General features: G+C 69.4%; 24 protein-coding genes, 1 tRNA gene and 7 pseudogenes. 10 read left to right on the forward strand and 22 right to left on the reverse strand.

The window, feature by feature from the left end; translation table 11 throughout:
* Together SYNGFB01_RS14165 and SYNGFB01_RS05895 are read left to right on the forward strand one after the other, a co-directional pair.
* A pseudogene (locus SYNGFB01_RS14165) lies at positions 1–158 on the forward strand (queuine tRNA-ribosyltransferase family protein); the annotation flags it as partial.
* Between the two features lie 29 nt (positions 159–187).
* Positions 188–331 (forward strand): photosystem II reaction center protein K, encoded by a 144-nt coding sequence (locus SYNGFB01_RS05895; RefSeq protein WP_048017150.1) that lies wholly within the window; start codon positions 188–190, stop codon positions 329–331.
* 17 nt (positions 332–348) lie between these two features.
* Here the strand turns inward: SYNGFB01_RS05895 and SYNGFB01_RS05900 are convergent, their stop codons facing one another.
* Positions 349–1,074 (reverse strand): WecB/TagA/CpsF family glycosyltransferase, encoded by a 726-nt coding sequence (locus SYNGFB01_RS05900; RefSeq protein ID WP_048017323.1) that lies wholly within the window; start codon positions 1,072–1,074, stop codon positions 349–351.
* Here SYNGFB01_RS05900 and SYNGFB01_RS05905 point away from each other — a divergent pair.
* Positions 1,073–4,381 (forward strand): annotated as a pseudogene (locus SYNGFB01_RS05905) (glycoside hydrolase family 15 protein). The gene SYNGFB01_RS05900 and the pseudogene SYNGFB01_RS05905 overlap by 2 nt on opposite strands.
* A gap of 24 nt (positions 4,382–4,405) precedes the next feature.
* Here the strand turns inward: SYNGFB01_RS05905 and SYNGFB01_RS05910 are convergent.
* The 4 genes from SYNGFB01_RS05910 to SYNGFB01_RS05925 form a co-directional block, all read right to left on the reverse strand.
* Positions 4,406–5,398: a Gfo/Idh/MocA family protein gene (locus SYNGFB01_RS05910; RefSeq protein ID WP_048017324.1), complete on the reverse strand. Its 993-nt coding sequence runs from the start codon at positions 5,396–5,398 to the stop codon at positions 4,406–4,408.
* 35 nt (positions 5,399–5,433) lie between these two features.
* Positions 5,434–6,705, reverse strand: a complete 1,272-nt coding sequence (locus SYNGFB01_RS05915; RefSeq protein ID WP_048017346.1) for a hemolysin family protein — start codon at positions 6,703–6,705, stop codon at positions 5,434–5,436.
* 48 nt (positions 6,706–6,753) lie between these two features.
* Positions 6,754–6,826: transfer RNA gene (locus SYNGFB01_RS05920), tRNA-Ile, on the reverse strand.
* Positions 6,827–6,838: 12 nt separating this feature from the next.
* Positions 6,839–7,351 (reverse strand): Occludin/ELL family protein, encoded by a 513-nt coding sequence (locus tag SYNGFB01_RS05925; protein ID WP_152669552.1) that lies wholly within the window; start codon positions 7,349–7,351, stop codon positions 6,839–6,841.
* Between the two features lie 160 nt (positions 7,352–7,511).
* On the opposite strand from SYNGFB01_RS05925, the gene pyrE reads away from it, so the two are divergent.
* Both pyrE and SYNGFB01_RS05935 read left to right on the forward strand, forming a co-directional pair.
* The gene (gene pyrE, locus SYNGFB01_RS05930) at positions 7,512–8,084 is read left to right on the forward strand and encodes an orotate phosphoribosyltransferase (RefSeq protein ID WP_048017348.1); all 573 of its coding nucleotides are present in this window, start codon (positions 7,512–7,514) and stop codon (positions 8,082–8,084) included.
* Positions 8,081–9,082, forward strand: coding sequence for a folate-binding protein YgfZ (locus SYNGFB01_RS05935; protein WP_048017325.1), 1,002 nt, complete (start codon positions 8,081–8,083; stop codon positions 9,080–9,082). The genes pyrE and SYNGFB01_RS05935 overlap by 4 nt, the downstream gene beginning before the upstream one ends.
* Here the strand turns inward: SYNGFB01_RS05935 and SYNGFB01_RS05940 are convergent.
* Positions 9,070–10,531, reverse strand: a pseudogene (locus SYNGFB01_RS05940) (TM0106 family RecB-like putative nuclease). The gene SYNGFB01_RS05935 and the pseudogene SYNGFB01_RS05940 overlap by 13 nt on opposite strands.
* A gap of 70 nt (positions 10,532–10,601) precedes the next feature.
* On the opposite strand from SYNGFB01_RS05940, the pseudogene SYNGFB01_RS05945 reads away from it, so the two are divergent.
* Both SYNGFB01_RS05945 and rdgB read left to right on the forward strand, forming a co-directional pair.
* Positions 10,602–12,078: pseudogene (locus SYNGFB01_RS05945) on the forward strand (phosphoglucomutase/phosphomannomutase family protein).
* Between the two features lie 12 nt (positions 12,079–12,090).
* Positions 12,091–12,717 carry an RdgB/HAM1 family non-canonical purine NTP pyrophosphatase gene (gene rdgB / locus SYNGFB01_RS05950; protein WP_048017326.1) on the forward strand — a complete coding sequence of 209 codons (627 nt, stop codon included), beginning with the start codon at positions 12,091–12,093 and terminating at the stop codon, positions 12,715–12,717.
* 21 nt (positions 12,718–12,738) lie between these two features.
* Here the strand turns inward: rdgB and SYNGFB01_RS05955 are convergent, their stop codons facing one another.
* The 16 genes and pseudogenes from SYNGFB01_RS05955 to SYNGFB01_RS06020 all read right to left on the reverse strand — a co-directional run bounded on the left by SYNGFB01_RS05955 (position 12,739) and on the right by SYNGFB01_RS06020 (position 23,217).
* Positions 12,739–14,220 carry a carotenoid oxygenase family protein gene (locus SYNGFB01_RS05955; protein WP_048017327.1) on the reverse strand — a complete coding sequence of 494 codons (1,482 nt, stop codon included), beginning with the start codon at positions 14,218–14,220 and terminating at the stop codon, positions 12,739–12,741.
* Positions 14,217–15,701, reverse strand: a complete 1,485-nt coding sequence (locus SYNGFB01_RS05960; protein WP_235299956.1) for an ABC transporter ATP-binding protein — start codon at positions 15,699–15,701, stop codon at positions 14,217–14,219. Before SYNGFB01_RS05960 ends, SYNGFB01_RS05955 begins: the two co-directional genes overlap by 4 nt.
* Positions 15,587–15,955 carry a hypothetical protein gene (locus SYNGFB01_RS15295; protein WP_235299950.1) on the reverse strand — a complete coding sequence of 123 codons (369 nt, stop codon included), beginning with the start codon at positions 15,953–15,955 and terminating at the stop codon, positions 15,587–15,589. The genes SYNGFB01_RS05960 and SYNGFB01_RS15295 overlap by 115 nt, the downstream gene beginning before the upstream one ends.
* Positions 15,952–17,087 (reverse strand): annotated as a pseudogene (gene lpxB, locus SYNGFB01_RS16275) (lipid-A-disaccharide synthase). The gene SYNGFB01_RS15295 and the pseudogene lpxB overlap by 4 nt, the downstream one beginning before the upstream one ends.
* Entirely contained in the window at positions 17,084–17,671 is a 588-nt protein-coding gene (gene lpxK, locus SYNGFB01_RS05970) for a tetraacyldisaccharide 4'-kinase (RefSeq protein WP_082325897.1), read from the reverse strand. Before lpxK (SYNGFB01_RS05970) ends, lpxB begins: the two are co-directional and overlap by 4 nt.
* A 36-nt stretch (positions 17,672–17,707) precedes the next feature.
* On the reverse strand, positions 17,708–17,887 hold the full coding sequence (locus SYNGFB01_RS14850; RefSeq protein WP_048017328.1) for a hypothetical protein: 180 nt from the start codon (positions 17,885–17,887) through the stop codon (positions 17,708–17,710).
* Positions 17,884–18,897: a tetraacyldisaccharide 4'-kinase gene (gene lpxK, locus SYNGFB01_RS05980; protein ID WP_048017329.1), complete on the reverse strand. Its 1,014-nt coding sequence runs from the start codon at positions 18,895–18,897 to the stop codon at positions 17,884–17,886. The genes SYNGFB01_RS14850 and lpxK (SYNGFB01_RS05980) overlap by 4 nt, the downstream gene beginning before the upstream one ends.
* Entirely contained in the window at positions 18,897–19,223 is a 327-nt protein-coding gene (locus SYNGFB01_RS12460; protein WP_152669554.1) for a hypothetical protein, read from the reverse strand. Before SYNGFB01_RS12460 ends, lpxK (SYNGFB01_RS05980) begins: the two co-directional genes overlap by 1 nt.
* Positions 19,187–20,149 (reverse strand): 3-deoxy-D-manno-octulosonic acid transferase, encoded by a 963-nt coding sequence (locus tag SYNGFB01_RS05985; RefSeq protein ID WP_053068359.1) that lies wholly within the window; start codon positions 20,147–20,149, stop codon positions 19,187–19,189. The genes SYNGFB01_RS12460 and SYNGFB01_RS05985 overlap by 37 nt, the downstream gene beginning before the upstream one ends.
* Complete coding sequence (locus SYNGFB01_RS05990) at positions 20,146–20,817, reverse strand: lysophospholipid acyltransferase family protein (protein ID WP_161795857.1); 672 nt, start codon at positions 20,815–20,817, stop codon at positions 20,146–20,148. The genes SYNGFB01_RS05985 and SYNGFB01_RS05990 overlap by 4 nt, the downstream gene beginning before the upstream one ends.
* Before the next feature lie 134 nt (positions 20,818–20,951).
* The gene (locus SYNGFB01_RS05995) at positions 20,952–21,152 is read right to left on the reverse strand and encodes a photosystem II reaction center protein J (protein WP_048017331.1); all 201 of its coding nucleotides are present in this window, start codon (positions 21,150–21,152) and stop codon (positions 20,952–20,954) included.
* Between the two features lie 15 nt (positions 21,153–21,167).
* The gene (locus SYNGFB01_RS06000; RefSeq protein WP_048017332.1) at positions 21,168–21,287 is read right to left on the reverse strand and encodes a photosystem II reaction center protein L; all 120 of its coding nucleotides are present in this window, start codon (positions 21,285–21,287) and stop codon (positions 21,168–21,170) included.
* A 3-nt stretch (positions 21,288–21,290) separates the two neighbouring features.
* Positions 21,291–21,428, reverse strand: a complete 138-nt coding sequence (gene psbF, locus SYNGFB01_RS06005) for a cytochrome b559 subunit beta (protein ID WP_048017333.1) — start codon at positions 21,426–21,428, stop codon at positions 21,291–21,293.
* A gap of 4 nt (positions 21,429–21,432) precedes the next feature.
* Positions 21,433–21,681, reverse strand: coding sequence for a cytochrome b559 subunit alpha (psbE, locus tag SYNGFB01_RS06010; RefSeq protein ID WP_048017334.1), 249 nt, complete (start codon positions 21,679–21,681; stop codon positions 21,433–21,435).
* A gap of 111 nt (positions 21,682–21,792) precedes the next feature.
* Entirely contained in the window at positions 21,793–22,800 is a 1,008-nt protein-coding gene (locus SYNGFB01_RS06015; RefSeq protein WP_048017335.1) for a photosynthesis system II assembly factor Ycf48, read from the reverse strand.
* Between the two features lie 9 nt (positions 22,801–22,809).
* Positions 22,810–23,217 (reverse strand): rubredoxin, encoded by a 408-nt coding sequence (locus SYNGFB01_RS06020; RefSeq protein WP_048017336.1) that lies wholly within the window; start codon positions 23,215–23,217, stop codon positions 22,810–22,812.
* 88 nt (positions 23,218–23,305) lie between these two features.
* Here SYNGFB01_RS06020 and ndhC point away from each other — a divergent pair.
* The 3 genes and pseudogenes from ndhC (at position 23,306) to SYNGFB01_RS06035 (ending at position 25,001) form a co-directional block, all read left to right on the forward strand.
* Positions 23,306–23,667, forward strand: a pseudogene (gene ndhC / locus SYNGFB01_RS06025) (photosynthetic/respiratory NAD(P)H-quinone oxidoreductase subunit C).
* Between the two features lie 14 nt (positions 23,668–23,681).
* Positions 23,682–24,446: an NADH-quinone oxidoreductase subunit NuoB gene (gene nuoB, locus SYNGFB01_RS06030; RefSeq protein ID WP_048017337.1), complete on the forward strand. Its 765-nt coding sequence runs from the start codon at positions 23,682–23,684 to the stop codon at positions 24,444–24,446.
* Between the two features lie 4 nt (positions 24,447–24,450).
* A pseudogene (locus SYNGFB01_RS06035) lies at positions 24,451–25,001 on the forward strand (NAD(P)H-quinone oxidoreductase subunit J).
* Positions 25,002–25,010: the final 9 nt, after the last annotated feature.

Raw genomic sequence — 25,010 nt, forward strand, 5'->3', positions numbered from 1 at the left:
GCAGCGAGGAGATGCTGGGCAGAACCCTGCTGAGTCTCCACAACATCACCCAGCTGATCCGCTTCAGCCTGGCCATGGCGCAGGCGATCCGAGAGGGCTGCTTTGCAGAGGATTTCGCTCCCTGGGAACCCGGCTCCGCGGCATCGCACACGTGGTAGCGTCCGCCTCACGATCAGCCGATTCCGGGATGGCCGCCTACGCCCTTCATACCCTGGCCCAGCTCCCCGAGGCCTATCAGGCCTTCGCACCGCTGATCGACATCCTGCCGATCATCCCCCTGTTCTTCCTGCTGCTCGCCTTCGTGTGGCAGGCGTCCGTGGGATTCCGCTGAGCTGTCGGCCTTTCTCCTCAGCGCTCCTTCATCACCGCGCAGGCGAAGGAGGGCAGGGCGAGCATCCGCCGCCAGCGGCTCGGCTCCTGCAGCAGGCGGTACAACCATTCGATCTGCAGGGCTCCCATCCAGGTGGGGGCCCTTTTCTTGACGCCTGCCCAGACATCGAAACTGCCTCCCACGCCCATCCAGAGGCCGCCGCGGCGGCCGGGCAGACGCTGGATCCAGGTCTCCTGGCGAGGCACCCCCAGAGCGACGAGCACCAGATCCGGAGAGGCCGCCAGGAGCTGCTGCCCCAGAGCCGGCCAGGAGTCGGGGCTCTGGTATCCATGGGCGCTGAACACCAGCTGGAGGCCAGGCAGCTCCTGGCGCAAGCGGGCGACGAGCTGATCCATCACCGCTGGTGAAGCCCCCACGAGTGCCACACGCCAGCCCTGGCTGGCGGCTTGAGCCAGCAGGGCCCAGGCCAGCTCGATCCCGGGGCTGCGACGCACCCGCAGACCCTGCCGGCCAAGAGCCCAGACCACGCCGGCACCATCGGGGATCACCAGCGCGGCTGAGGCGATCGCTGCCCCGAGGGCCGGGTCGCTTCGGGCCGCCATCGTCATTTCGGCGTTGAGGGTGACGATCTGGCCGCCGCCCCGCCGCCAGAGGGCCACGGCGGCCGCCAGCACATCCGGGCAGACATCCACCGGAACCCCCAGAACGCTGGCGCGCCGAGGTTCGGTTGCCGTTGCTGCCATGAGGGNTGCCGCCGCAGGGGAGAATCTATGGCTGCTCGGGTCAGGCGATGCTCTCCTCCGCGGCACGTGCGGCTTCAGGCCCCGAGACCCTCCCGAGCCCCGATGCCTGGGCCATCCTCCAGAGGATCGACCGGCAGATCGAGCGGNTGGTGATCGCCCGCCAGCATCCGATCAGCGGCCTGCTGCCGGCCAGCACGGCCCACACCGTGCACGGCAACTACGGCGACGCCTGGGTCCGCGACGGGGTGTACACGATTCAGTGCGTCTGGGGCCTGGCGATGGCCCATCGACGGTTGCGGGGAGAGAGCCGGCGGGTGTTCGAGCTGGAGCAGCGGGTGCTCCTGCTGATGCGCGGTCTGATGACCGCCATGCTCCGCCAGGCTCACAAGGTGGAGCGCTTCAAGCGCAGCCTCGATCGGCTGGACGCCATCCACGCCAAGTTCGACACATCCAGCGGTGAACCCGCAGTGCCCGACGATGGCTGGGGGCATCTCCAGCTCGACGCCACGGCGCTGTTCCTGCTCCAGCTGGCCCAGCTCGCCCGTGCGGGCCTGGTGGTGGTGCGGAGCCGCCATGAGGTCGACTTCGTTCAGAACCTGGTGTATTACGTGGCCCGGGCNTACCGGGTGGCCGACTACGGCATCTGGGAGCGGGGCGACAAGGGCAACCACGGCCTGCCGGAACGCAACGCCAGTTCGATCGGTCTGGTCAAGGCGGCCCTGGAGGCGCTCGAAGGCCTCGACCTCTTCGGCCCCCATGGCGATGGCAGCTGTTGCCTGGTCATCCCCCATGACGCGATCGTGCGCCTGCGGCGGGCTCTGCGGGCGCTGCTGCCCAGGGAATCGGCCAGCAAGGAGGTGGATGCCGCCTGCCTGGCGGTGATCGGCTACCCCGCCTGGGCGGTGGAGGATCCCCAGCTGGCCGGCCGCACCCGCACCAAGATCCGCACCGAGCTGGGCGGCCGCTACGGCTACAAGCGCTTCCGCCGCGACGGCCACCAGACCGTGCTTGAGGATCACACCCGCCTGCACTACGAGCGCGAGGAGCTGGCCCAGTTCGAGCACATCGAATGCGAATGGCCGCTCTTCTGGGCCTACGAGCTGATCACGGCCTGCTGCGAGGAACGCTGGCAGGAGGCCCGCCAGTGGCGTGAACGGCTCGCGGCCGTGAGCGTGGAGGTGGACGGCGAGGCGCTGCTGCCAGAGCTCTATGTGGTGCCGGAGGCGGCGATCGAGGCCGAACGCCGCCAGCCCGGCAGCCAGAACCGCATCGCCAACCCCAACGTGCCGCTGCTCTGGACCCAGAGCCTCACCTGGCTTGGCGATCTCCTGCTGCACGGCCTGATCAGCCCCGAGGATCTCGATCCCTCCGGTCGTCGGCACTGCCAGCAGCTCGGGGCCGACCAGGTGCTGGTCGCCNTGGTTCCAGCCCATGCGGGGATCGCCGCCCAGCTACGCGCAGCGGGATTACCCCTCGCCCTCGAGGAGGCCGCGACGGAGAGCGGCGTGCGCATCGCCAGTTCCCGTGAGCTGGCCCGGCGCATGGCGCGGGTGGGAGCGAACCCCCGGCTGGGCCTCAGCGGCCATCCCCCCGTCCGGATGGAAACCATGGCCACCGCCCGTCTGTATCGCTTCCGCTCCAGCGTCAACGAAGCTGGAAGCGGGGGGAGGAGCGCCTGGCCTTCCTGCCCACCGTGCTGGAGGAGGATACGTTCTACCTGGCGGATGACCCCGAGCAGCTGATCGACAGCGTGGCCACCGAACTGCGGCTGCTGCAGCGCCACTGGCGTGGCCCGGGAGCGCCGCTGCTGCTGATTCCGGTGAGTGAAGCGGCCTTCGGCAACGGCCCGGAGGCCTTCATCAGGTTCGGGCACGCCCTGAGCAGCGGCGTCATCGACGGCGTGGCGGTGCAGCTGGCGTGCCTGGGAGAGCTGATCGATCAGGCCAGCTGGGTGACACTGCCCGATCGGCCGGCGGGTCCTGAAGCGAACCCGGGCTCGATGCCGGCGACGCCCCTGCGGGCCTCCACCCCGCATCCACCGCTCAGCGCCGACGAGGAGCAGGAGCTCGAACGCGACGACCTGAGCATCGGCGAGCTGGCCGATCGCCTCTGGCTGAGCACCTCGTTGGAGGAGCAGGGCGAGGTGCTCGAGCAGCTGGTCCGTCGACTGGGGCCCGATGCGCGTCTGCACGGGCCGTCCTGCTCCGATGCCGCGGAGGGACAGCCTGTGCGGCTTCAGGATCTGCTGCAGGAGGTGTACCACCGTGCCCTGAGCAGCGGGAACTGGAGCGTGGTGCGGCGGGTGGCCGGTTCGATGGGTCTGGTGCACCCACAGCTGGAGGATGCCCTCACCGACCTGCTGGTGCGCCAGAAGCAGGTGGTGGTCGGCCGCAACTACACGAGCGACTCGCTGATCAGCGAACCCCAGGGCAGCGCCACGATCGCCGCCATGATCCGCCGCTTCAGCGGCGAGGATGGCCGTGAGTGGATGCTGCAGCAGGAACTGCTGTTGGCGCTCGATGGCCTGGTCCGCCATGAGCCCGACCTGCTCAGCGGCAGTCTCACCCTGCAGCTGGGCCAGCTGCTGCTGCTGCTCACCGGCGAGCTCGCGGGGGAGCGGGATCTCTCCTCGATCGATGCCTTCGAGCAGCTCTGCAGCCTGCCACCCCATGCCATCCGCCGCCGCCTCAAGCAGCTCCTCGCGGATGTGGACCACGCCCGTGCCGCGCTGCAACGCAAGGAACAGCTGCATGTGAGCGGGCGGGTGCGCTGGGACGTGCCCGATCCACTGGAGGAGCTGCCCTGTGGCGGCTGCTGGCTGCAGCATCGCCAGCGGCTCGGGGCCCTGGGTCGTGTGCCCNGCAACTTCTATGCCGGCATCTGGGATCTGCTGCACCACTGCCAGGNCATCGTGATCGGCGACAAGCTCGAGAAGCGCAACCGACTGAGGAGTGTGCCTCTGCTCAGTGAGAAGACCCCGGGGGAACGCAACTTTGCCACCCTGGTGGATCAGCTGCTCGGCAAGATCGAGGCCCCGGAATACCGCCAGCTCTGCACCGAGGCCCTGCTCACCCTGGTGGCCTTCGTGGGGGCCAACCCGCAGGTCTACCTCGACGACGACCTGGCCCTCGATGTGGTGATCGGCCATGCCGTGCGGGTGGGGTGGCAGCAGAGCCACCCGGCGATTCCGCCGGCCGACTACCCGGAGCACAAGGCTGCGGCCTGGGATCGCTTCTACCGCTCCTCTCCGGCAGCCTGTCGGCGCTGGCAGCTGGAAGCCCTGCGTCAGCTGACCGAGATCAGCTGATCCGCTGCTGATCCCCTGGGTCGGCTAGAGCGGCTGATCCAGGGTCATGCAGAGATTGGGCTGCTCGACGCACTGCTCGATCAGATCGGCCAGCTGCAGAGCCCGCGACGCCTGCAGTCCATCCACGGCGGGGATCTCCTGACCCCTCACGCAGCGGAGAAAGTGCTCGAGCTCGGCATACAGCGNCTCGATCGAGGTGGTGCTCACCTCCTCGATGAAGCCATCATTGCGGTACACCAGCTCGCCATGCTCGGCGCTGACAGATTCGTGGGAGCGGCGGTGGATACGCAGGTTGTGGTTGAGGAAATCGGTCTCCATCAGGCTGTTGCGGCAGTGGCAGTAGAGCCTGCGGATCTTGCGGTGGGCCATCTTGCTGGCCGTGAGGCTGGCCACCACCCCATTGGAGAAACCGAGCGTCGCATTGACGTAGTCGATCGGACCCTCGGCGCTGCGACCACCGGCCGCTGCCACCCGCACGACCGGTGAGGCTGCCAGCTCCAGAACCAGGTCGATGTCATGGATCATCAGATCCAGCACCACCGACACGTCGTTGGCGCGATCGGCATTGGGACTGTGACGCCGGGCCTCCAGCACCACCACCTCCTCGCCGGCGACCACCTTCAGCAGTTCGCGGAAGGCGGGATTGAAGCGCTCGATATGCCCCACCTGCAGCAACCGTACGGCGGACTCGGCGGCGCGGATCAGGTCGGCCGCCTCCTCCTGACTGGCGGCGATCGGTTTTTCGATCAGCACATGCACCCCGNCCTGCAGGCAGGCCAGACCCACCCGGTGATGCAGCAGCGTGGGCACGGCGATACACACCGCCTCCACCTCGCCGAGCATGGCGGTGTAATCGGGGAACCAGCGGCAGCCGAACTGCTCGGTGGCCAGGCGGCCGCGAGCCTCGTTTGGATCCGCCACACCCACCAGCAGGGCATCCTTGAGCAGGCTCAGCACGCGGGCGTGATGCCATCCCATGTTGCCGATGCCGATGACCCCCACGCGAACCGGGTTCATGGCCAGGCATCCATGGTCGTGCGCATTATCGATGATCAGGCCTCTGCAGAAGCACGCCGATCGATCCGCACGCGGTCGATGCGCGGGCCATCCATGGCCAGAACCTGGAATTGCCAGCCCTTCCAGCGCAGACCTTCACCGGGCGCAGGGATGTGCTGGAGCCGCTCGAGCAGGAATCCGGCCAGGGTGTGATGCCCTTCCGCCTCCGGCAGCTGCAGGCCGAGCTGACGATTGAGTTCGAAGATCTCCAGATCACCCGCCACCGACCAGGAGCCCTCCGCAAGCGGTTGCAGATCGGCGTCGGGCTCGAGGGGATTGTCATCCTCACCGACGATCTCGCTGGTGAGATCGGCCACGGTGACCAGCCCCTCGGTGCCACCGTGTTCATCCACCACCACCAGCAGAGGCTGGCCGCTGCGGATCAGGGGCAGCAGATCGGCCAGTGAGGTGCTCTCCTGCACCCGGGCCACCGGTGTGATGTAGGGAGCCAGCGGACTCTCCGGAGCGAGCAGGCCGCGGGCGATCGGATCGGCCAGGCGCCTGAGGTCGAGCAGCCCACGCACGTCGTCGAGCGACTGGCCGATCACGGGGAAGCGGGCATGGGCCGTGGCATGCACCTCCCGCATCAGAGCCGCGAAGGTGACATCGACCGGCAGGGTGACCATGCGCGAGCGGGGCACCATCACCTCCCTCACCTGGGTATCGCGCAGGGAGAACACGCCCTCGAGGATGTTGCGTTCATCGGGCATCAGCCCGGTGACACTGCCGGACTCGATCAGGGTTTCGAGCTCACCGGCCGACAGCACCGGCACCAGCTCATCCCAGTTGCGGGGCAGACCCAGGAGCCGCAACAGGCCAGTGCCCAGACGCTCGATCAGCGAGAGCAGGGGGGCCAGGGTGTGACTGAAGGATTCCAGCAGGGGGGCCAGCTGCAGGGCCGAGGCCTCGGGTCGATGGAGAACCCATGCCTTGGGGACAAGCCCTCCCAGCAGCGTGGCCAAAAGCACCAGCACCAGAAAAACGCCAGCATCCAGGCTGGCCTGCTGCCAGCCCAGGGTGGCGGCAAGCCGCTCGGCCAGGCCGCGGCCTGCCCAGCCCAGAGCCACCAGCGCCAGTGCTGAGCCCAACTGGGTCGCCACGAGCACACGACGGAGGCGGCACTGCAGACGGGCCACCGCCGCAGCGCCAGCAAGACCTCCGTCAGCCAGCTGCTGCACCCGACTGGGTCGGATTCCGATGAGGGCGAACTCCGCGGCGGCGAAGAAGGCCAGCAGGGCCAGCAGAACTGCCAGGGCCGTCAATTGGATCACAGCGGGCCCGTCGGTGTCATGGGTCGCGGAGCAGGCGCGAAGCGATGGGGGTCGCGAGGATCGAACTCGCCTTCGGCGGATTATGAGTCCGCTGCATTCACCAGATTGCTAGACCCCCAGGCACCGGGGTTTACCACAGAGCGCGCACCGGCGGGTTCCAGCTGGCGCCGCCGTTCTGCCAGGGGCTCGGCCCACTGCAGCTGATTCCGAGGCTGGCGTTGAAGCAGTTGTTCACGTCGGCCGTGCGCCACGGCACCGGATCACTCTGGTCTTCCATCAGGCCGCGCACGGTGTTCTGCACGGCGGTGCCGTCCCACACGATCGTCTGATCGGGGAACCCGAGACCCATCCGCCGGTTCCCGTCGATGCCTCCCCTGGCGATCCCGAACAGATCCGTGATCTGGTTCCTGAGCGAAATCCCAGGAGCGAACGGGGACGTCCAGCTGTAGAGGCGCCGCTGCAACAGCTCCGGGGTGGTCTCGACAGCGGCGCAGCGGGTCACCTCCACCGGGCCGGAGGTCTCAAGAGCACCGCCCTCGCCGGAACCCGCAGGGGCTTCCAGTGTTGTGGTGCAGACCACAGGGCCCGCCAGGGCAGAGGCGGTCAGCAGAAAGGGTGCGAGGCAGGCGGCGGCAAGTGCCACCCCGGCAGAGAGAGGTGGGAGCGGAACTCCATGGCGCGCAGACAGCTTGAAGTCCATCGCTGCAGGAGGAGGGAAGATGGTCAGGATGCACGCAAACTAGGCAAGATTCGCCCGCCGCACCATCTTGGCCGTGATCACCCTGCCTGCCGATCCCGCCTCGATGCGGGCGAGGCTGCTCACACTGCTCTCCCAGCAGGCCTATCGGCACGGCCAGTTCACCCTGGCCTCGGGCCGCAGCAGCCACCACTACGTGAACTGCAAGCCGGTGAGCCTCAGCGGCGAGGGACTGGCCCTGCTCGGCTCCCAGATGCTGCAGTTGGTGGAGGCGGAAGCCGCGGCCGTCGCAGGCCTCACCCTCGGGGCCGATCCACTGGTCAGCGCCGTGGCGATGCGGGCGGCGCTCGAGGGCCGAGCGCTCGATGCCCTGATCGTGCGTAAGGAGGCCAAGGGGCATGGGACCGGCGCCTGGCTGGAGGGTCCCCTGCCCGCGGCCGGGAGCACCGTCACCGTTCTGGAGGATGTGGTGACCAGCGGCGGCTCCTCCCTCAAGGCCGTCAACCAGCTTCGGCAGGCCGGCTACGTGGTGAACCGGGTGGTGGCGATCGTGGATCGTCAGGAGGGGGGGCAGGAGGCGATGCGCGCCGCCGGCCTCGATCTGCGCAGTCTCTTCCTGCTGGAGGAGGTCGCCGGCTTCAGTGCTGCAGCGGCAACCCCGGCAGGTGCGCAGGCATGACCAGCCCCTGGAGCTGGCGTCCCGACAACCCGGCCTGCGCCCGCCAGGCTGTGGGTCTGATCCGGCTCGAGGGCGAGGACAGCCGCCGTTTCCTGCATGGCCAGACCAGCGCCGCCATCGAACTGGCCTGCCCGGGTCAGTGGATCCAGACCTGCTGCATCAGCCCCACGGCCAGGCTGCGCTCCCTGGCNGACGTGCTGGTGGATGCCACGGGAGCCTGGCTGGCNGTGACCGCTGGCGACGCTCAGCAGGTGCGTGAGGCGCTCGATCGGGTGCTGTTCCCCGCCGACCGGGTGCAGCTCGGCCCCGTGCAGCCCGCCTGGCTGCTGACCGCGGTGGCCGGCAGGGGGGAAACCCTGCCCGCGTCGATGGCCGGCAGCTGGGAGCCCCTGCCGGAGGACCAGGGCTGGCAGCTGGGCAGTGGTCCCCTCGGCATGGCCCTGCTGCTGCGGGCGGCTGACCCTGGGCCATCCGGCCGGCAGCCCGGAGCGTGGAGCGAGCGCACCCCGCTCAGCAGCCCGGAACAGGAGCGCTGGCGCATCCAGCTGGGGCTTCCGGCCACACCCGGCGAGCTCAACGAGGATCACAACCCCTTCGAGCTGGGGCTCGCCGCGCGTGTGAGTCTGAGCAAGGGCTGCTACGTGGGCCAGGAGACCCTGGCCCGGCTCGCCACCTACGACGGCGTGAAACAGCAGCTGCGCCGCTGGCACTGGTCCCGCTCGGCTGGGCAGGCGCCGCCGCTGGCGGGCCAGGAGCTGGGTCTGGCCCCGGAGCACGGCTCCGGAGGTCAGGGGCCCATGCCGGAGCGGCTGGGGAGGATCAGTTCAGTGCTGGAGCTGGAGAATGGCGATCGGATCGGCCTGGCGCTGGTGCGCCGCCAGGCTCTCGGGCTGACGCAACTCCGGGCGGGCGAAGGCCCCCGTTCCGCCACCATCACGCTCTCGAAGCCGGAACTGTTCAGGGAGCCTCCGCTGACCGGCCACGGTCAGGGCTCCTGATCCAGCAGCCAGCGCGCCACCGCCCAGGTGGCCAGATTGTCGTCGCGGTTGTAGGTGAAGATGCGCCGCAACCGCGACACGCCGCCGTCGCGGCGCCACTGGCGCCACCACAGCAGGCAGCGGGCCCCATCCACCCCCGGCTGACTCCAGCGGAACCCCAGCCAGCCGGCGACGGCCTTGAGGCCATAGCTGTTCACAGGCAGTCGCCAGTGGGCCCGCAGGCGGGCATGGACATCCACCAGTCGGGCTTTCAGCTGCTGCAGCTCGCTCTCCGTCGCCCCCTGGCGGCGGGCCAGGCGCAGCAGGGCGATCGCCTCGGTTTCGCCGTAGTGGAGCAGGGGCCAGGCGGGATAGCGACCCAGCAGCCGGCTGAGCCGTGACCAGAGGCGCGCCTGGCCATGTTCCTGCATGGCCAACAGCGGCTGGTAGCGCCAGCCGGCGTCCGGCCGGCGCGGCCAGGGCCCGTCGGGATGGCCCGACGGCAACCCCGGCAGCATCACGAAGCCGTGCAGGAAGTCGTCGCGGGCATCGGGATCCGATTCGATGTCGTAGAGCAGCAGGCCGGGTGCCGTGGCCAGCTCCGGCAGCGGGCCGTCGCCAGCGGCAGGCCCGAGGCGCTCGGGCCTGCCGCTGGCCTGCACACGGGCCTGGGCCACCAGCTCAGCCGCGATGTCGCGATGCTGGTCGCCATGCACGGCCAGGGCCTCGGCCAGCCGCTCCGGATCGGTGGCCGCCAGCTGGGGCAGACTGGCGATCCCCTGCTCAAGCAGCAGTTCGCGGCGCTTGCCGCCGATGCCGCTCACCTCACTGAGATGCCCCTGCTGGGCAGCCTCCCGATCGCAGAGGCCCCGCCAGCCGCAGAGCACGCATTTGCGGCGATCGGCCACCAGGGGGAGGGGGTCCCGGCGCTCCAGATCGCTCGCCAGCCGCGACAGCGCCTCATCGAGCTGGCCCTGCAGTCCGTGGGAGAGGGTGAGGCGCTCGCGCTGCAAGCCCCGCCCAGCCCCCGCCACCACCAGGGCGTGGGGCACCGGCGCCCGCTGGCGCTCCGCCAGCACCGGCCCACAGGGCCAGCACGAGCCGGTGCTCGCGGGTGAGATTGCGGCCCTGGCGCCCCAGCACCGGGCGGTAGGCGTGATCGCCCCAGGCGCTCGCTCCCGCCACCCGCTCCAGCAGCGCAGGGTGGGCCTCCAGCGGGAGGTCATCGGGGCCCTTGCCGCGCAGCCGCAGCCCCACCACGCCGGCCGCACCTTCCGCGCAGGCGACCTCGCCGTGAGCGGGCCGCTCGGGCAGCAGGCTCTGGAAACTGGCCAGCTGATCGCTGAGCGCCAGGGCGCGGTGGGCGGTCCAGAGCCGCTGGTCAGGCTCCCCGTGGCGATCGAGCCAGGCCCGGCGTCGGCAGCGCAGCCAGCTGCGCAGCAGCCGGTCGGTGATCACCTCCTGCACCATGGCGCCACGCTAGGGCTGGCCTGCCACCCTGCCGGAGCAGAATCGTGGGCCCGGCCCGCAAGACTCCCCGATGGCCTCTGCCCCCCTGCCCCTGGAGGCAGCCCCGATCGCCTTCGGCACCGATGGCTGGCGCGGCATCCTTGGCGTGGATATCACGGTGGAACGGCTGCTGCCGGTGGCCGCCGCCGCGGCTGCCGAGCTGGCCTATTCAGCCCCACCCGCACTGGAGAGCCGCGAGGTGGTGATCGGCTACGACCGTCGCTTCCTGGCTCCGGAGCTGGCCGAGGCGATCTGCAGCGCCGTGCGGGGTGTGGATCTGGAGCCCCTGCTGGCCGATTCCCCCACGCCCACCCCCGCCTCCAGTTGGGCCGTGGTGGAGCGCCGCGCCCTGGGGGCCCTGGTGATCACCGCCAGCCACAACCCACCCGAATGGCTGGGCCTGAAGATCAAGGGCCCCTTCGGCGGCTCGGTGGAGGGCGACTTCACCCAGCGGGTGGAGCAGCGGCTGGCGGCAGGCGGCATCAGCGTGCCGATCCCGCCAGCGCCGGGGGCGAGCCTCGATTCGATGCCCAGGGGGCCTACGTGAGCGGTCTGCGGGGCAAGGTGGACACGACCGCCCTGGCCGACGGCCTGGAGCGACTCGGACTCACGGTGATCGTGGATCCGATGCACGGTTCGGCCGCCGGGGTGCTGCCCGCCCTGCTGGGGCAGGAGGCGGTGGCCAGCGGCGCCATCCGTGAGATCCGCGCCGAGCGTGACCCCCTGTTCGGCGGCAACCCGCCCGAACCTCTGGCCCCCTACCTGGCCGAGCTGATCGCCGCGGTGCAGACCAGCACCGCCGCCGGCCGGCCGGCGATGGGGATCGTGTTCGACGGCGACGGCGACCGCATCGCCGCCATCGACGAACGCGGCCGCTTCTGCAGCACCCAGCTGCTGATGCCGCTGTTCATCGACCACCTGGCCCGGGCCCGCCGGCTGCCCGGCGCGGTGATCAAGACCGTGAGCGGCTCCGACCTGATGCAGCTCGTGGCCGAGAGCCTGGGGCGGCCGGTGCTGGAGAAGCCCGTGGGCTTCAAGTACATCGCCGCCGAGATGCTGGCCGGCGAGGTGCTGGTGGGCGGCGAGGAATCGGGCGGGGTGGGCTTCGGCATGCACCTGCCCGAGCGCGATGCCCCGTTTGCGGCGCTGCTGCTGATCGAGGCCCTGGTGGAGGGGGCGTGCCCCTGGGCGAGCGCCTCGATGCCCTGCAGCAGGCCCACGGCGGCGCCGCCAGCTACGACCGGCTCGACCTGCGCCTGCCCGACATGGCCGCCCGCCGCCGGCTGGAGGCGCGCCTGACCGAATCGCCCCCCGCCGAGGTGGCCGGGGCGCCGGTGCAGGAGCTGATCACCACCGACGGCGTGAAACTTCGGCTGGGGCCGAGCCACTGGCTGATGCTGCGCTTCTCGGGCACCGAGCCGCTGCTGCGGCTCTACTGCGAGGCCCCCAGCGGCGAGCGGGTGGATGCGGTGCTGGCGTGGGCACGCCAGTTCGCCGAAACCATCTGAGCCACCGTCGCCATGGCCGCCCACGCTGCTCCCACGGTGCTGGTGATCGCCAGCGGCAATGCCGGCAAGGTGCGCGAGTTCGCCCAGCTGCTGAGCGGCCTGGGTGTGGAGATCCGTGCCCAGCCGGAGGGGCTGGAGGTCGAGGAGACCGGAAGCAGCTTCGCCGAGAACGCCCGGCTCAAGGCCGAGGCCGTGGCCCGCGCCACCGGCTGCTGGGCTCTGGCCGACGACTCCGGCCTGAGCGTGGCGGCCCTGGGTGGTGCCCCAGGGGTGCACTCGGCCCGCTATGCCGACAGCGATGCCGCCCGCATCGAGCGGCTGCTGCGGGAACTCGAGGCGACCAGCGCGACGGCGATCAGCCATGGGGAGGACGCCGACCGCCGTGCCGCTTTCACGGCTGCGCTGGCCGTGGCCGATCCCTCAGGAACCGTGCGGCTGGAGGTGGAGGGGGCCTGCGAAGGTGTGATCCTGGACACCCCACGCGGGCAGGGGGGGTTCGGCTATGACCCTGTGTTCCTCGTGCCCAGCACAGGCCTGACCTATGCCGAGATGGACAAGGCCCTCAAGGGCCGTATCAGTCACCGGGGACGAGCCTTCCAGGCCCTCGAGGGCCGATTGCGGGCATTGCTCGCCTCCTGAGATCCGGGAGGCTCCGAGCGCTCAGGGCGCAGCCACCCAGCTCCCGTGGAGACCATGGGGCACCGCGAGGGGCAGTTCCAGCACCGCCTGCTCGCGCAGATCCGCGGCGTCGAGGATCACCAGATCGCTGGCGCGGCGGGCACCGTTCCAGACCAGGCAGAGCACCCAGCCGTCGTCCTCACCGGCCGCACCCGGCCGCGGCACCATCAGCGGCTCACTCACGAAGCCGCGCGGCGCGGCACTCCAGATCCGCCGCTCGCCGCTGACCAGATCCAGCTTCTTGATCGCCTGGAGCGGGTCATTGCCCGTTTCACGCTCCGCCACCGCCATCCAGGCGTAGCGGGAGGGAAGACCTTCACGGGATGGATTCACCATCGCGAACTCGCAGCAGCGCTCGCTCAGCCGCATGGTGCTGACCTCCCCACCGGCCAGATCGATCCGGCACCGCTCCAGCAGACCCTCCGGGATCAGATCGAAGTTGACGGCGCGAAAATCCTGGTCGGGGCCGATCGAAGGAAAATCGCTGTAGTAGATGCTCTCCACCACCACCGCATCGCCGTCCTCCCAGGCATTGAGGTGGTGGAACACGAAGCCGTCCGGAGCATCCAGCACGCGCGGCGAGCTGCCCGCGAAGGCACCGGAATCGCGGGGGATCAGCCAGAACTTCGCCCGGCCGCCGGGCTGCGAGCGCAGACATTGGCCGGCACCTTTGCGCCCCAGCACAAAGGGCAGGGGATTGAAGGCCACGGCGTTCTGCAGAAACACCGCCCAGTTGGGGGTGATGGCGAAGTCGTGCAGGAAGGCGAAGCCGGTGAAGCTGTCCCGCCGGTCGCTGAGCAGGCGGCCGGCCTCGGGGCCCTCGGTGGCGAACTCCATCAGCCGGATCGTGCTGCGCGGCCCGGTCCGGACCCCGAAGGTCACCATGGCGGGGGCACCATGATGACCGGGGTCGAAACGCGGATGGGCGCTGAACGCCTCGCCGGGCTGCAACAGACCGTTCAAGCGCGTGAGGCCGCGCGTTTCGAGGGTCTCGGGGTCGAGGGCATGGGGCTCAGCCGCCTCCCACAGGGCCAGCAGCTGATCACCCAGCCGCACCACATGGGTGTTGGCGATGTTCTTGAGACGCAGATCGAAGGCATTGGCCAGGGGCCCGCCGGGCTTCCGGGTGCCGAACACGCCGCGATAGAGGAACCGGCCCGCCGCTTCCTCCGCCAGCCAGCCCTGCGTGCGAACGAAGCGATTACGCAGCCGGGCCCTGCCTGCGGAGAATCGCACCGCCGTGATCATCCCATCGCCATCGAAGGGATGATGCACCCAGTGACCGGCCCGCTCCAGCCGGCCGGGACCGTTGCGGTAGAGGGTGCCCTCCAGCTCCGCGGGTATGGCACCGCGCGCNGGCTCGAGCGGCACGTCGCTCAGTTCCTCCTCGACGTTGCGAAAGGCGCTGGACCAGTCGGCAGCGTCGTAGGCGGCACGGCCTGCGGGGCTGGGAGCACAGGTCATGCCGGAGCCGCGCTGGCGAACTGGGTCGAAAATAGGGCTGCGTAGCGGCCGCCGCGAGCCAGCAGCTGGGCGTGGGTGCCCGACTCCACCAGCCTGCCGCCCTGGATCACGCAGATCCTGTCGGCATGGACGATGGTGGAGAGCCGGTGCGCCACCACCAGGGTGGTGCGGTGCTGCATCAACCGATCCAGCGCTTCCTGCACGACCTGCTCGGAGGCCGAATCCAGGGCCGAGGTGGCCTCGTCGAGGAACAGGATCGGGGCGTTCTTGATCAGCGCCCGTGCGATGGCGATGCGCTGCCGTTGCCCGCCGGAGAGCATGGTGCCGTTCTCGCCGATCGGGGTGTCGTAACCCTGCGGCAGCTGCACGATGAAGTCGTGAGCATTGGCCGCCCTGGCGGCCGCCTCGATCGTTTCGGGCGACGCCTCGGCGTGGCCATAGGCGATGTTGCTGGCCACGGTGTCGTTGAACAGAAACGTGTTCTGATCGACCACCGAGATCAGCTCCCGCAGATTGGCCTGGGCCACCTGGCGCAGATCGATGCCGTCGATGGTGAGGCGGCCCTGCTGGGGATCATGGAAGCGGCAGAAGAGATCGATGATCGTGCTCTTGCCGCCGCCGCTGGGGCCCACCAGGGCCACGGTGCTGCCGCAGGGAACCTCCAGGTCGAGGCCCTGGATCACGGGCTCCTGGTCGTAGGCGAAGCTCACCGCCTCGGCCCTGAGGGCCTCATGGAACCCATCGAGGCGAAGCGGGCGGGGGGGATCGATCGGATCGACAGGAATGTCGAGGATGGCGAACAGCTCCTCCGCCGCAGAGAGGCCCTGCTGGAGGGTGGCGTTGGCCTTGGCGATGCCCTTGAACGGGGCATAGCAGAGGTAGAGGGAGGTGAGGAAAGCCAGGAAACTGCCGGTGGTGCGGCTCCCGGCCATCACCGTTTCGCCCCCGTACACGAGCACCGCACTGAGGCCCACGGCACCGAGCACTTCCATCAGCGGCTGATTGATCAGCTTGGCCCGCGTGGTGCGCAGCGCCGCGGCCAGCACCGAGCGATTCTCCTTCTGGAAGCGATCCAGTTCGTAGGCCTGCATGCCGAAGATCCGCACCACCCGGGAACCCACCAGCGCCTCCTGCAGAAAGGCAGCCAACTGGGCCAGACGGGTCTGACCCTTGCGGGAATGGCGACGCACCTTCTTCGAGGAGCGGAGCACCGGAAAAACCCCGAGCGGGAAGACGATGAAGGCGATCAGCGACAGCAGCCAGTCCTGGTAGAAGGCCACGATCACCAGCACCAGAAGCGTCAGGCCGTCCTTCACCATCGAGGAGAGACCGTCAACCAGCCCCGACTTCACCAGATTCACATCGCTCAGCACCCGCGACACCAGCACGGTGGAGGGGTGACGATCCACATAGGCCTGGGGAAGCTCGAGCACCTTGGCCGCCATGTCGGTACGCAGATCCGCCGTGATCCGCTGGCCCACCGATTCGGTGAGGTAAGAGCCCAGGAATTGGGACACGCCCCGCAGGCGATCACCCCCACGATCGCGGCCGGGGCCAGGTAGAGGCTGCCCCTGTCCCTGGAGGGCAGGATGTCGTCGAAGAGAAAGCGGATCACCAACGGCACAAAGCCGGTGGAGGCGCTGTACAGCACGTTGAGCAGCAGCGCCAGGCTGAACAGGGGCCACAGATAGCGCCTCCCGTAGGCGATGAAGCGCGGCATCAACGGCTTGGTCATGGCAGCAGCTCGAGCATCAGGTCTGCCGCGCGGCCTGAGGCACCCGCTGTTCCCATTCTCGAGCGCAGTTCGGCCACCAGCTGCCGGTTCTGGTCGGAGCGGGACGTCAGGTCGCACACCGCCTCGACCAGCCGGGCCGGCTGCACCTGGCGCTGGATCAGTTCAGGGAAGGCCGCCCGTCCAAGCACCACATTGGGCAGCCCGATCGCGCGGCGTCCGATCGCCAGCCTGGCCAGCAGGTAGGTGAACCAGGAGAACCGATAGACGATGACCGGCGGGCAGCCCAGCAGGGCGGCTTCCAGGGTGGCGGTGCCGGAGGCGATCAGACCCACATCGGCAGCCGCCAGCAGGTTGTAGGTGTCACCGCTGATCAGCGGCACCGGCAGCCTGCCGCCGGCGACATGCCTCAGATAGCTCTCCGGAACCGTGGGGGCCTGGACCAGGGCCACCTGCCAGCCGTCGCGCTTGAGCCGTTCAGCCGCGCGCAGCATCGCCGGAAGCAGCAGACGCACCTCACTGCGGCGGCTGCCGGGCATCAGCACCAGCAGCGACTGGGCATCGCTGAATCCATGAACGCGACGGGTCGCCACCCGATCGCGGCTCACCTCCAGACCGTCGAGCAGGGGGTGGCCCACGTAGGTGGCGAAGCGGCGGCCGTGGGCGTTGAAGATGGCCTCCTCGAAGGGGAAGATCACCGCCAGGCGGTCGATGAAGCGGCCATGCTCCGAGCCCGCCCCTGGCCCCAGGCCCAGACCTGCGGAGCAACGAAGAAGAACACCGGGATGCCGCGGCGGTGGGCCTCCCTGGCCACGAACAGGTTGAAGCCCGGGTAATCGACCAGCACAACCAGATCGGGGCGGTGCCGCTCCATCTGCTGCTTGAGCTGCCGCATCACCCGCCAGTGGCGAGGGATGCTTCCGGCGATCTCCACCAGCCCCACCGCCGAGAGCCTGTTCACATCGATCAGGATCTCCATGCCGGCGGCGCGAAGCTGGGCGCCGCCCACGCCCACCACTTCGGCAGCAGGGCGACGCTGACGCAGTGCCTGCACCAGATGGCCGCCATGCAGATCACCGGAGGCCTCGCCAGCCACCAGCAGGATGCGGCACGGCGTGGGAGTGACCGAGGTCATTCAGGGATCTCCAGCCTGCGGGGAGCCATCCTGGCCAGGGCTGCCGAGGTGATCGCCTCCACCATCCGGGAATCGAGCACCAGGGGAAGCGCCACAACCTTCTCACGCCACCCATCCGGCAGACGCTGCCAGTCCTTCACGGTGGTCACCAACGTGGCGCCATGGATGTCGGCACGGCGCTGCAGGCGCTCCAGATCAGAGGCAGCATAGGGGTGGTGGTCGGGGAAACCTGCCGCGGCAGCGAGCTCCAGACCCGCCTGCCGCAGAGCCGCAAAGAACTTGGCGGGCAGTCCGATGCCGCAGAAGGCCAGCAGAGGAACGCCGATCAGCCGGGCCGGTGGCTCGATCCAGCCGGCCAGGCGGAACCAAGGCTTCCCCGCCGGCCAGAGCGGGGGCGGCACGGCCAGTTCCGAAGCGGCGGGGCCGGTGAGCACCAGCAGATCGGCGCGACCCAGCTGATCAGCCGGCTCCCGCAGCGGGCCCGCCGGGAAGACCAGGCCATTGCCCAGACCATGGCGGCCATCGAGCACGCTGATGTCACAGTCACGGGCCAGGCGCCAGTGCTGCAGCCCGTCGTCGAGCAGCNGGGGGCAGGCAGGCGCGACCGAAACAACGGCAGATCATCGATCAATGCCTTGGCCGCGCACCCCCCGCCGCTCGCCGGATKCCGCCCACGCCCACCACTTCGGCAGCAGGCGACGCTGACGCAGTGCCTGCACCAGATGGCCGCCATGCAGATCACCGGAGGCCTCGCCAGCCACCAGCAGGATGCGGCACGGCGTGGGAGTGACCGAGGTCATTCAGGGATCTCCAGCCTGCGGGGAGCCATCCTGGCCAGGGCTGCCGAGGTGATCGCCTCCACCATCCGGGAATCGAGCACCAGGGGAAGCGCCACAACCTTCTCACGCCACCCATCCGGCAGACGCTGCCAGTCCTTCACGGTGGTCACCAACGTGGCGCCATGGATGTCGGCACGGCGCTGCAGGCGCTCCAGATCAGAGGCAGCATAGGGGTGGTGGTCGGGGAAACCTGCCGCGGCAGCGAGCTCCAGACCCGCCTGCCGCAGAGCCGCAAAGAACTTGGCGGGCAGTCCGATGCCGCAGAAGGCCAGCAGAGGAACGCCGATCAGCCGGGCCGGTGGCTCGATCCAGCCGGCCAGGCGGAACCAAGGCTTCCCCGCCGGCCAGAGCGGGGGCGGCACGGCCAGTTCCGAAGCGGCGGGGCCGGTGAGCACCAGCAGATCGGCGCGACCCAGCTGATCAGCCGGCTCCCGCAGCGGGCCCGCCGGGAAGACCAGGCCATTGCCCAGACCATGGCGGCCATCGAGCACGCTGATGTCACAGTCACGGGCCAGGCGCCAGTGCTGCAGCCCGTCGTCGAGCAGCAGCAGATCGGCGCCGGCGGCGATGGCGGCCACCCCCCCCGCCACCCGGTCGCCTCCCACCCACACCGCCACCCCGGGGAGGGATCGCTGAATCTCCAGGGCCTCATCGCCCACCTGGACCGCTGCATCGGCGGAAGTCACCCGCCTGGGCCGGCGGCTGCCGCCTCCGTAGCCGCGCAGCAGCACGGCCACCGAGCGGCCTCGCTGCTGGAGCTCCTGCGCCAGCGCGATCACCAGCGGCGTCTTGCCCGTGCCCCCCAGGGTGATGTTGCCCACCGACAGCACGGCGACGGGCAGCCGCACCGGGCAGGAGCGGCGCCGATGCCGTCGCACGCCCAGGGCGTAGAGCCAGGCCAGCGGCTGCAGCAGGCGGGCCAGGGGGGTGGGCCGCCTGCTGTACCAGAAGCGGGGGGTGGCCAGCAGCATCAGGGCCTGAGCTCAGCGCGGATCAGACCGGCGATGAGGCGGCTCGGACCGCCCAGCTCCGGGGGCGGGGCTTCAGGCAACGCCGCCCAGGCCGGGTGTGTCGCCACCGCCTGCCAGAGCTGATCCAGATCGGCGCAATGCCGCAACCAGCCGGTCTCAGCCAGCTCCTTGGTGAGATCAGCGAAGTTGGCCATGTCGGGCCCGCAGAGCACCGGACGGCCCAGCCGAAGCGGCTCCAGGGGATTGTGCCCGCCGATGGCACGCCCGCCCACCGCCAGGCTTCCTCCCATCACCACCACCCGGGCAGCCGCGATCCAGGCGCCCATCTCACCGATCCGATCGGCCACCACAACATCGAGAGCCGGTGCGGATGCCTCGCAGGCCAGCTCGCTCCAGCAGCGCACCGCCAGGCCATCGCGGGCCGCAGCCGCCGCCACCTCGGGCGCCCGCTGCGGGTGGCGCGGCACCAGCAGCAGGGCCAGGTCGGCAGACGCCGCCGCAGCCCCGGGTAGGCCTCCAGCAGACTGGCCTCCTCGCCGGCATGGCTGCTGGCCAGCAGCAGCACCCGGCGACCGGCGAACGCATCGGCCAGCCGTTCCACGATCGCCGCCTCCACCCGCGGGGGCTCGGCATCGCGTTTGGTGGAGCCCACCGCCTGGACCTGGTGGGCCCCGAGACGACGGAACCGCTCGGCATCCTGGGGTGACTGGGCCAGGCAGGTCTGGAATCGGCCCAGCAACCAGGCCGCGAACCAGCGGTGCCGGCAATGGCGCCGAAACGACCGCTCACTCATCCGGGCATTGATCAGCCAGGCCCGGGGCATGGCATGGATCAGCTCAGGCCAGAGTTCGGCCTCCGCGAGCACACCCAGTGCAGGCCGCCAGTGCCGCTGGAACAGAAGGAAGGTCAGCCAGTGATCCAGCGGCACGTATTGATGGATCACCCGTGGCGGCAGACGGCTGGGGGCCAGTGCGGCCGCCGTGCGGGTCACGGTGGTGAGCAGCAGAGCAGGTCCGCCTGGAGCACTGAGCTGCCGCAGCAACGGCAGCAGGCTGTTCAGCTCCCCCACGCTGGCTGCATGCAGCCATACCAACGGGCCGGGTGGCCGCCGCCGCCTGCTGACTCCCAGTCTCTCCCCCAGGCGGCGGGGATCCTCCTTGCCCTGCAGCAGCCGCCAGAGCAGCACCAGCAGCAGCAGCGGCGTGAGCAGCAGCACCAGCAGCCGGTAGAGCAGCAGCAACAGGCCGGTCACGGCGCAGCGACGCCTTCTTCCGCCTCAATCCCGATGGTGTTGAGGGCGGCGGCCAGCAGCGCCGACTGATCCAGTGGATCGGTGGCGGGATCGGCGTAAAGCGGTGCACCCAGCTGCAGCACCATCCGGCTGAAGGGCAGGGGCACCAGGGTGCGGTCCCAGGAGCGCAGCCGGCGGTGGCGCGAGGCGGCCAGAGCCACCGGCACCATGGCGCAACCGGTGTGGCGGGCCAATTGGATCACGCCAGGCTTCAACTGCCCCGCCGGCCCCCTCGGACCATCGGGGTTGATGCAGATCGACCGCCCCCCCCGCAGCCGGCGCAGCAGCTGGCGGTAGCCGCCCACGGCTCCGCGGGTCGACGAGCCCACCACCACATCGAGGTGGCAGAGCCGCGAGACCACGGCGGTGATGCGTGAATCCCGGTGGCCACTGGAGAGCACCGCCACCGGCCGTCGCGCGTAGCGACGCAGCATCAGGATGCAGGAGACGTGCTGGTGCCAGAGCACGTAGATCACCGGCAGCCCCTGGCGCACCAGCTCTTCGCTGGACGGGTCGGCACGGATCCGCAGGCGGGAAGTGGCGAGCACCAGCTGGTAGTAGCCGTAGATCAACAACGCCGCCGNCCAGCGCAGGGCGGGAATGTTCATCAGGTGGCGCGCCTTGGCCAAGGGCTCAGCAATCGTCTGAGAGGTGGAAACCAGCATGGGACATGGCCCCATGACAAACCCCCGTCAGGTGGCGGACGCTCACCCAGCGGGGGCCTGTGAGGGTGCCGCNAGNNCCCCTGCGGTGGAGGAATGCTTCAGGCGGAACCCACGCCCACGTAGGCGCCGTAGAAGAACAGGCCCACCACGAAGATCACGGCCATGCCACCGGCGGTGGCCACCAGCCAGAGGGGCAGGACGCCTTCGGTCCAGCGGGAACGCCAGGCCACGGCAGGGCGGCCATCGGGCAGACGATCCGGAATCCGACCGTCGGGGAGATTCGACTTCTTGCCGCTCATCGGAGNCCTCCGGTATCAGTTGAAGAAGTAGCTGGAGAAGAGCACACCGGTCACGAAAACCAGCAGCAGACCCAGGTAGAGGCTGGTGCGGTTGAGCTCGACCGGCAGATTGTTGGGGTTGGGATTGCGCTGCATCGTCTAACGGCGGATGAACTGCATGGCGGCAAGCGCGCCGAGGAAGAACACCGTNGGGATCCCGAGGGCATGCACGGAGAGCCAGCGCACCGTGAAGATCGGGTAACTGCGCGGCGTGGTGGAGACGGGGGTCTGGGTCATGGCGTCACTTCAGGCGCAGGTCGAGTTGAGACTTGCTCTCGTAGCGCTGGCTCACCACGGGAGCCTTGGTTTCCTGAGCCTGGAAGTAGGCATCGGGTCGGGGGGTGCCGAAGGCGTCGTAGGCAAGCCCGGTGGACACGAACAGGAACCCGGCCAAGAAGATGGCGGGGAGGGTGACGGCATGGATCACCCAGTAACGGATGCTCGTGATGATTTCGAAGAACGGGCGTTCACCCGTGGAGCCGGCAGCCATGGCACCAAGCGTTCAGCGGAAAGATCCTAGGGGGCCACTGGCGGGCGGCGGGATCGGCAGCCCCCCTTGGTTACAGAAGTTGGCCTCGCTCGGCGGGCGGGGCCCGGTGGCTCAGCCAACCCAGCGGAGCAGCGAACCCCGCTCGCCCAGAACGAAGCCCTTCCCGGACGAGGGGAAGACGATGCGGGTGAAGTTGGAGGGTTGCTGGACTCCCACGGGATCACGCTCCCAGCTTCGGCCGCCATCGCCGCTCACCAGCAGGGTGCCGCTGCCGCCGCCGGTCCAGATCCTGCCGCTGGGATCCCAGGCCATGTCGAGGTAGCCGTAGCCGTTGGTGATCGGGATCACGGGCTTGCTCCACTGCTCGGGATCGGCCGGATCGGGGTTGAAGCGCAGCTGGGCGCCGCGGGCGAGCATCCAGAGGGAGCCATCGGGCTGGAAGCCCATCGCCTGCAGCCGCTGACTGCTCACCCGCTGGTGCACCTGCCAGGTCTGCTGGCCCGGATCCCAGGTGGAGAAGAAATTGCCCANGCTGCTCACACTCACGTAACGGCCATCGGCACTGCGGCGCAGCTCACGCACCGCCCCGGCCGCGTCGCTCACCCTCGCCTGCCAGCTGCGGCCGCCATCGTCGGTGGCATAGATCGCACCCACGTTGGTGGCCAGTTCGGCCTTGCCCTGACCGAGAGCCGTGACCAGGTAGGGCTCGCCGGGAAGCTTCGTGTCGAGAAAGAGCCGGCTCCAGTTGCGCCCGCCATCGGTGCTGTGCAGCATCAGGCCGGGCTGACCGGCAATCCAGCCCTCATCGCCCCTGAAATCGACGCTGATCAGGCGGAAGTTCTCCTCAGCCGGCAGATCGAGACTGCGCTCCTCCCAGCTGGCACCCCCATCCAGGGTCTCCAGGATCAGGCGGTTGCTGCCCACCAGAAAGCCGTGGTCGGCATCGATGAAGGCCAGCGCCAGGGGATTGGAGCGGGTCTCGAGCGGCACGGGCTGCCAGGGGCTGGCGGCGGCGGCGGGCAGGCCCGTGGTGACGCAGCCGGAGAGCCCCAGGCTGAGGACCAGCACGACCAGCAGGCCGATCAGGGCGCGGAATGGGGAGGAGGCGGAGCGGTTCATCGGCGCGACTCAGCGCAGGGAGTAGAGGGAGAGGAAGAAGGCGATCGCCANGGCGAAGCCACCGAAGATCAGGACATTCTTCTGGCCGGGGGTGAGACGGTTCACCCCGAGGCCGTAGTTGAGGTTCTCCTCGAAGCCGCTCGGCTTGTTGCGGGGGCCGATGTCGCGGAAGAGCGGCATCCGGCTGCGGCACACCGGGCAGCGGAAGCCGACCGGATCGAGATCCACAAAGGCGGTGCCGGCGGCGATGCCGAGCTTCGGCAACCCCTCGCCGGGGTCGTAGACGTAACCGCAGCTGCGGCACTCGAATCGGTGGGTGGCCGGATCGTCGGCCGGGTCCTCCGTCCGGTCGGTGGAGGGAGAGGCGTTCGCGGATGGGTCCGGATCGGTCCCGAGCCGGGGATCGGTACTGCTCATGCGCGAACCGCCGCAGGGGTTGGCGAACTCTATCGACCGTTCCAGGGGTCGAAGGTGCCAGACTTCGCCCCTGGTTGGACTCGCCCGCATGTTCGTGCTCTCCGGCTACGACGCCTTCTCGGCTTCCTGCTGATCTCAGCAGCGGTGCCGGTGCTGGCGCTGGTGGCCAACAAGCTGCTTTCGCCGACGAGCCGGCGGGGCGAGCGCGAGCTCACCTACGAGTCGGGGATGGAACCGATCGGCGGAGCCTGGATTCAGTTCAACATCCGCTACTACATGTTCGCCCTGGTCTTCGTGATCTTCGACGTGGAGACCGTGTTCCTCTACCCGTGGGCCGTGGCCTTCCACCGGCTCGGTCTGCTGGCCTTCATCGAAGCCCTGATCTTCATCGCCATCCTGGTGCTCGCCCTGGCCTACGCCTGGCGCAAGGGTGCCCTCGAGTGGAGCTGACGGAGAANCCCCCCATGACCCAGACCCCATCCACTCCTGCCACGAGTCCTTCGGTCGCCGCCCTGCGCGACCTGCGCGAGGCCAGCTGCAGCCCCGTGGGTGCTCCGGCGGTCACCTCCGACCTGTCGGAGAACGTGATCCTCACCACCCTCGACGACCTGCACAACTGGGCCCGCCTCAGCAGCCTCTGGCCGCTGCTCTATGGCACCGCCTGCTGCTTCATCGAGTTCGCGGCGCTGATCGGCTCCCGCTTCGACTTCGACCGCTTCGGCCTGGTGCCCCGCTCCAGTCCGCGCCAGGCCGACCTGCTGATCGTGGCCGGCACCGTGACGATGAAGATGGCACCGGCCCTGGTGCGGCTTTACGAGCAGATGCCGGAACCCAAATACGTGATCGCCATGGGCGCCTGCACGATCACCGGCGGCATGTTCTCGGCCGACTCCACCACCGCAGTACGCGGCGTGGACAAGCTGATTCCCGTCGATCTCTACCTCCCCGGCTGTCCGCCGAGGCCCGAAGCGATCTTCGATGCCGTGATCAAGCTGCGCAAGAAAGTGGGCAACGAGGCGCTTGCCGAACGGGCCAATCTCATGCCCAGCCACCGCTACTGCACAGTGGCCCACCAGATGACGGCCGTTGAACCGATCGTGACCGGCGCCTATCTCTCCGCCGAGAGCCAGCAGAAGGCCCTCGCCGCCGCCACCGGCCTGCCGATGGCCGCGACCCTGGAGCCCGCCGCCGCCGAGCCCGCAACCCTCCCCCGCCAGTCCAATGCCTGACGAGATCACCGCCAGCCCCCAGGACGCTCTGCAGACACCGGCCGCCGGCCCCGTGAGCCAGTGGCTGGCGAGCCAGGGCTTCGATCACCAGGTGCTGCCTGCCGATCATCTGGGCGTGGAAGTGATCGGGGTGGAGCCGGCCTTCCTTCCCGTGCTGGCCACAGCGCTCAAGGCCCGCGGCTTCGACTATCTCCAGTGCCAGGGGGGTACGACGAGGGTCCGGGCGGCCGTCTGGTGAGCTTCTACCACCTGGTGAAGCTCGGCCCCCTGGCCGATGCCTCCACCGCCAGCCAGCACCTGCCCGCCGATCTGAAGCCCGAGGAAGTGCGTCTCAAGGTCTTCCTGGCGCGCGACGGCGACCTCACCATTCCCAGCCTCTACGGCCTGTTCCGCGGTGCCGACTGGCAGGAGCGCGAAACCTTCGACATGTTCGGTATCCGCTTCGAAGGCCATCCCCATCCCAAGCGGCTGCTCATGCCGGAGGACTGGAAGGGCTGGCCGCTGCGCAAGGACTACGTGCAGCCGGATTTCTACGAGATGCAGGACGCCTACTGAACCAGGACG

It is taken from the genome of Synechococcus sp. GFB01 (assembly GCF_001039265.1).
Classification (GTDB): Bacteria; Cyanobacteriota; Cyanobacteriia; order PCC-6307; family Cyanobiaceae; genus NIES-981.

What these genes read in the sequence shown, in the direction of transcription:
- SYNGFB01_RS05895 (WP_048017150.1), top strand. Translation starts at nt 188, where the DNA reads ATGGCCGCCTACGCCCTTCATACCCTGGCCCAGCTCCCCGAGGCCTAT.
- SYNGFB01_RS05900 (WP_048017323.1), bottom strand. Translation starts at nt 1,074, where the DNA reads ATGGCAGCAACGGCAACCGAACCTCGGCGCGCCAGCGTTCTGGGGGTT.
- pyrE (WP_048017348.1), top strand. Translation starts at nt 7,512, where the DNA reads ATGCGGGCGAGGCTGCTCACACTGCTCTCCCAGCAGGCCTATCGGCAC.
- rdgB (WP_048017326.1), top strand. Translation starts at nt 12,091, where the DNA reads ATGGCCGCCCACGCTGCTCCCACGGTGCTGGTGATCGCCAGCGGCAAT.
- SYNGFB01_RS15295 (WP_235299950.1), bottom strand. Translation starts at nt 15,955, where the DNA reads ATGACCAAGCCGTTGATGCCGCGCTTCATCGCCTACGGGAGGCGCTAT.
- lpxK (WP_048017329.1), bottom strand. Translation starts at nt 18,897, where the DNA reads ATGCTGCTGGCCACCCCCCGCTTCTGGTACAGCAGGCGGCCCACCCCC.
- SYNGFB01_RS12460 (WP_152669554.1), bottom strand. Translation starts at nt 19,223, where the DNA reads ATGGGCGCCTGGATCGCGGCTGCCCGGGTGGTGGTGATGGGAGGAAGC.
- SYNGFB01_RS05995 (WP_048017331.1), bottom strand. Translation starts at nt 21,152, where the DNA reads ATGAGCGGCAAGAAGTCGAATCTCCCCGACGGTCGGATTCCGGATCGT.
- SYNGFB01_RS06000 (WP_048017332.1), bottom strand. Translation starts at nt 21,287, where the DNA reads ATGCAGCGCAATCCCAACCCCAACAATCTGCCGGTCGAGCTCAACCGC.
- psbE (WP_048017334.1), bottom strand. Translation starts at nt 21,681, where the DNA reads ATGGCTGCCGGCTCCACGGGTGAACGCCCGTTCTTCGAAATCATCACG.
- nuoB (WP_048017337.1), top strand. Translation starts at nt 23,682, where the DNA reads ATGACCCAGACCCCATCCACTCCTGCCACGAGTCCTTCGGTCGCCGCC.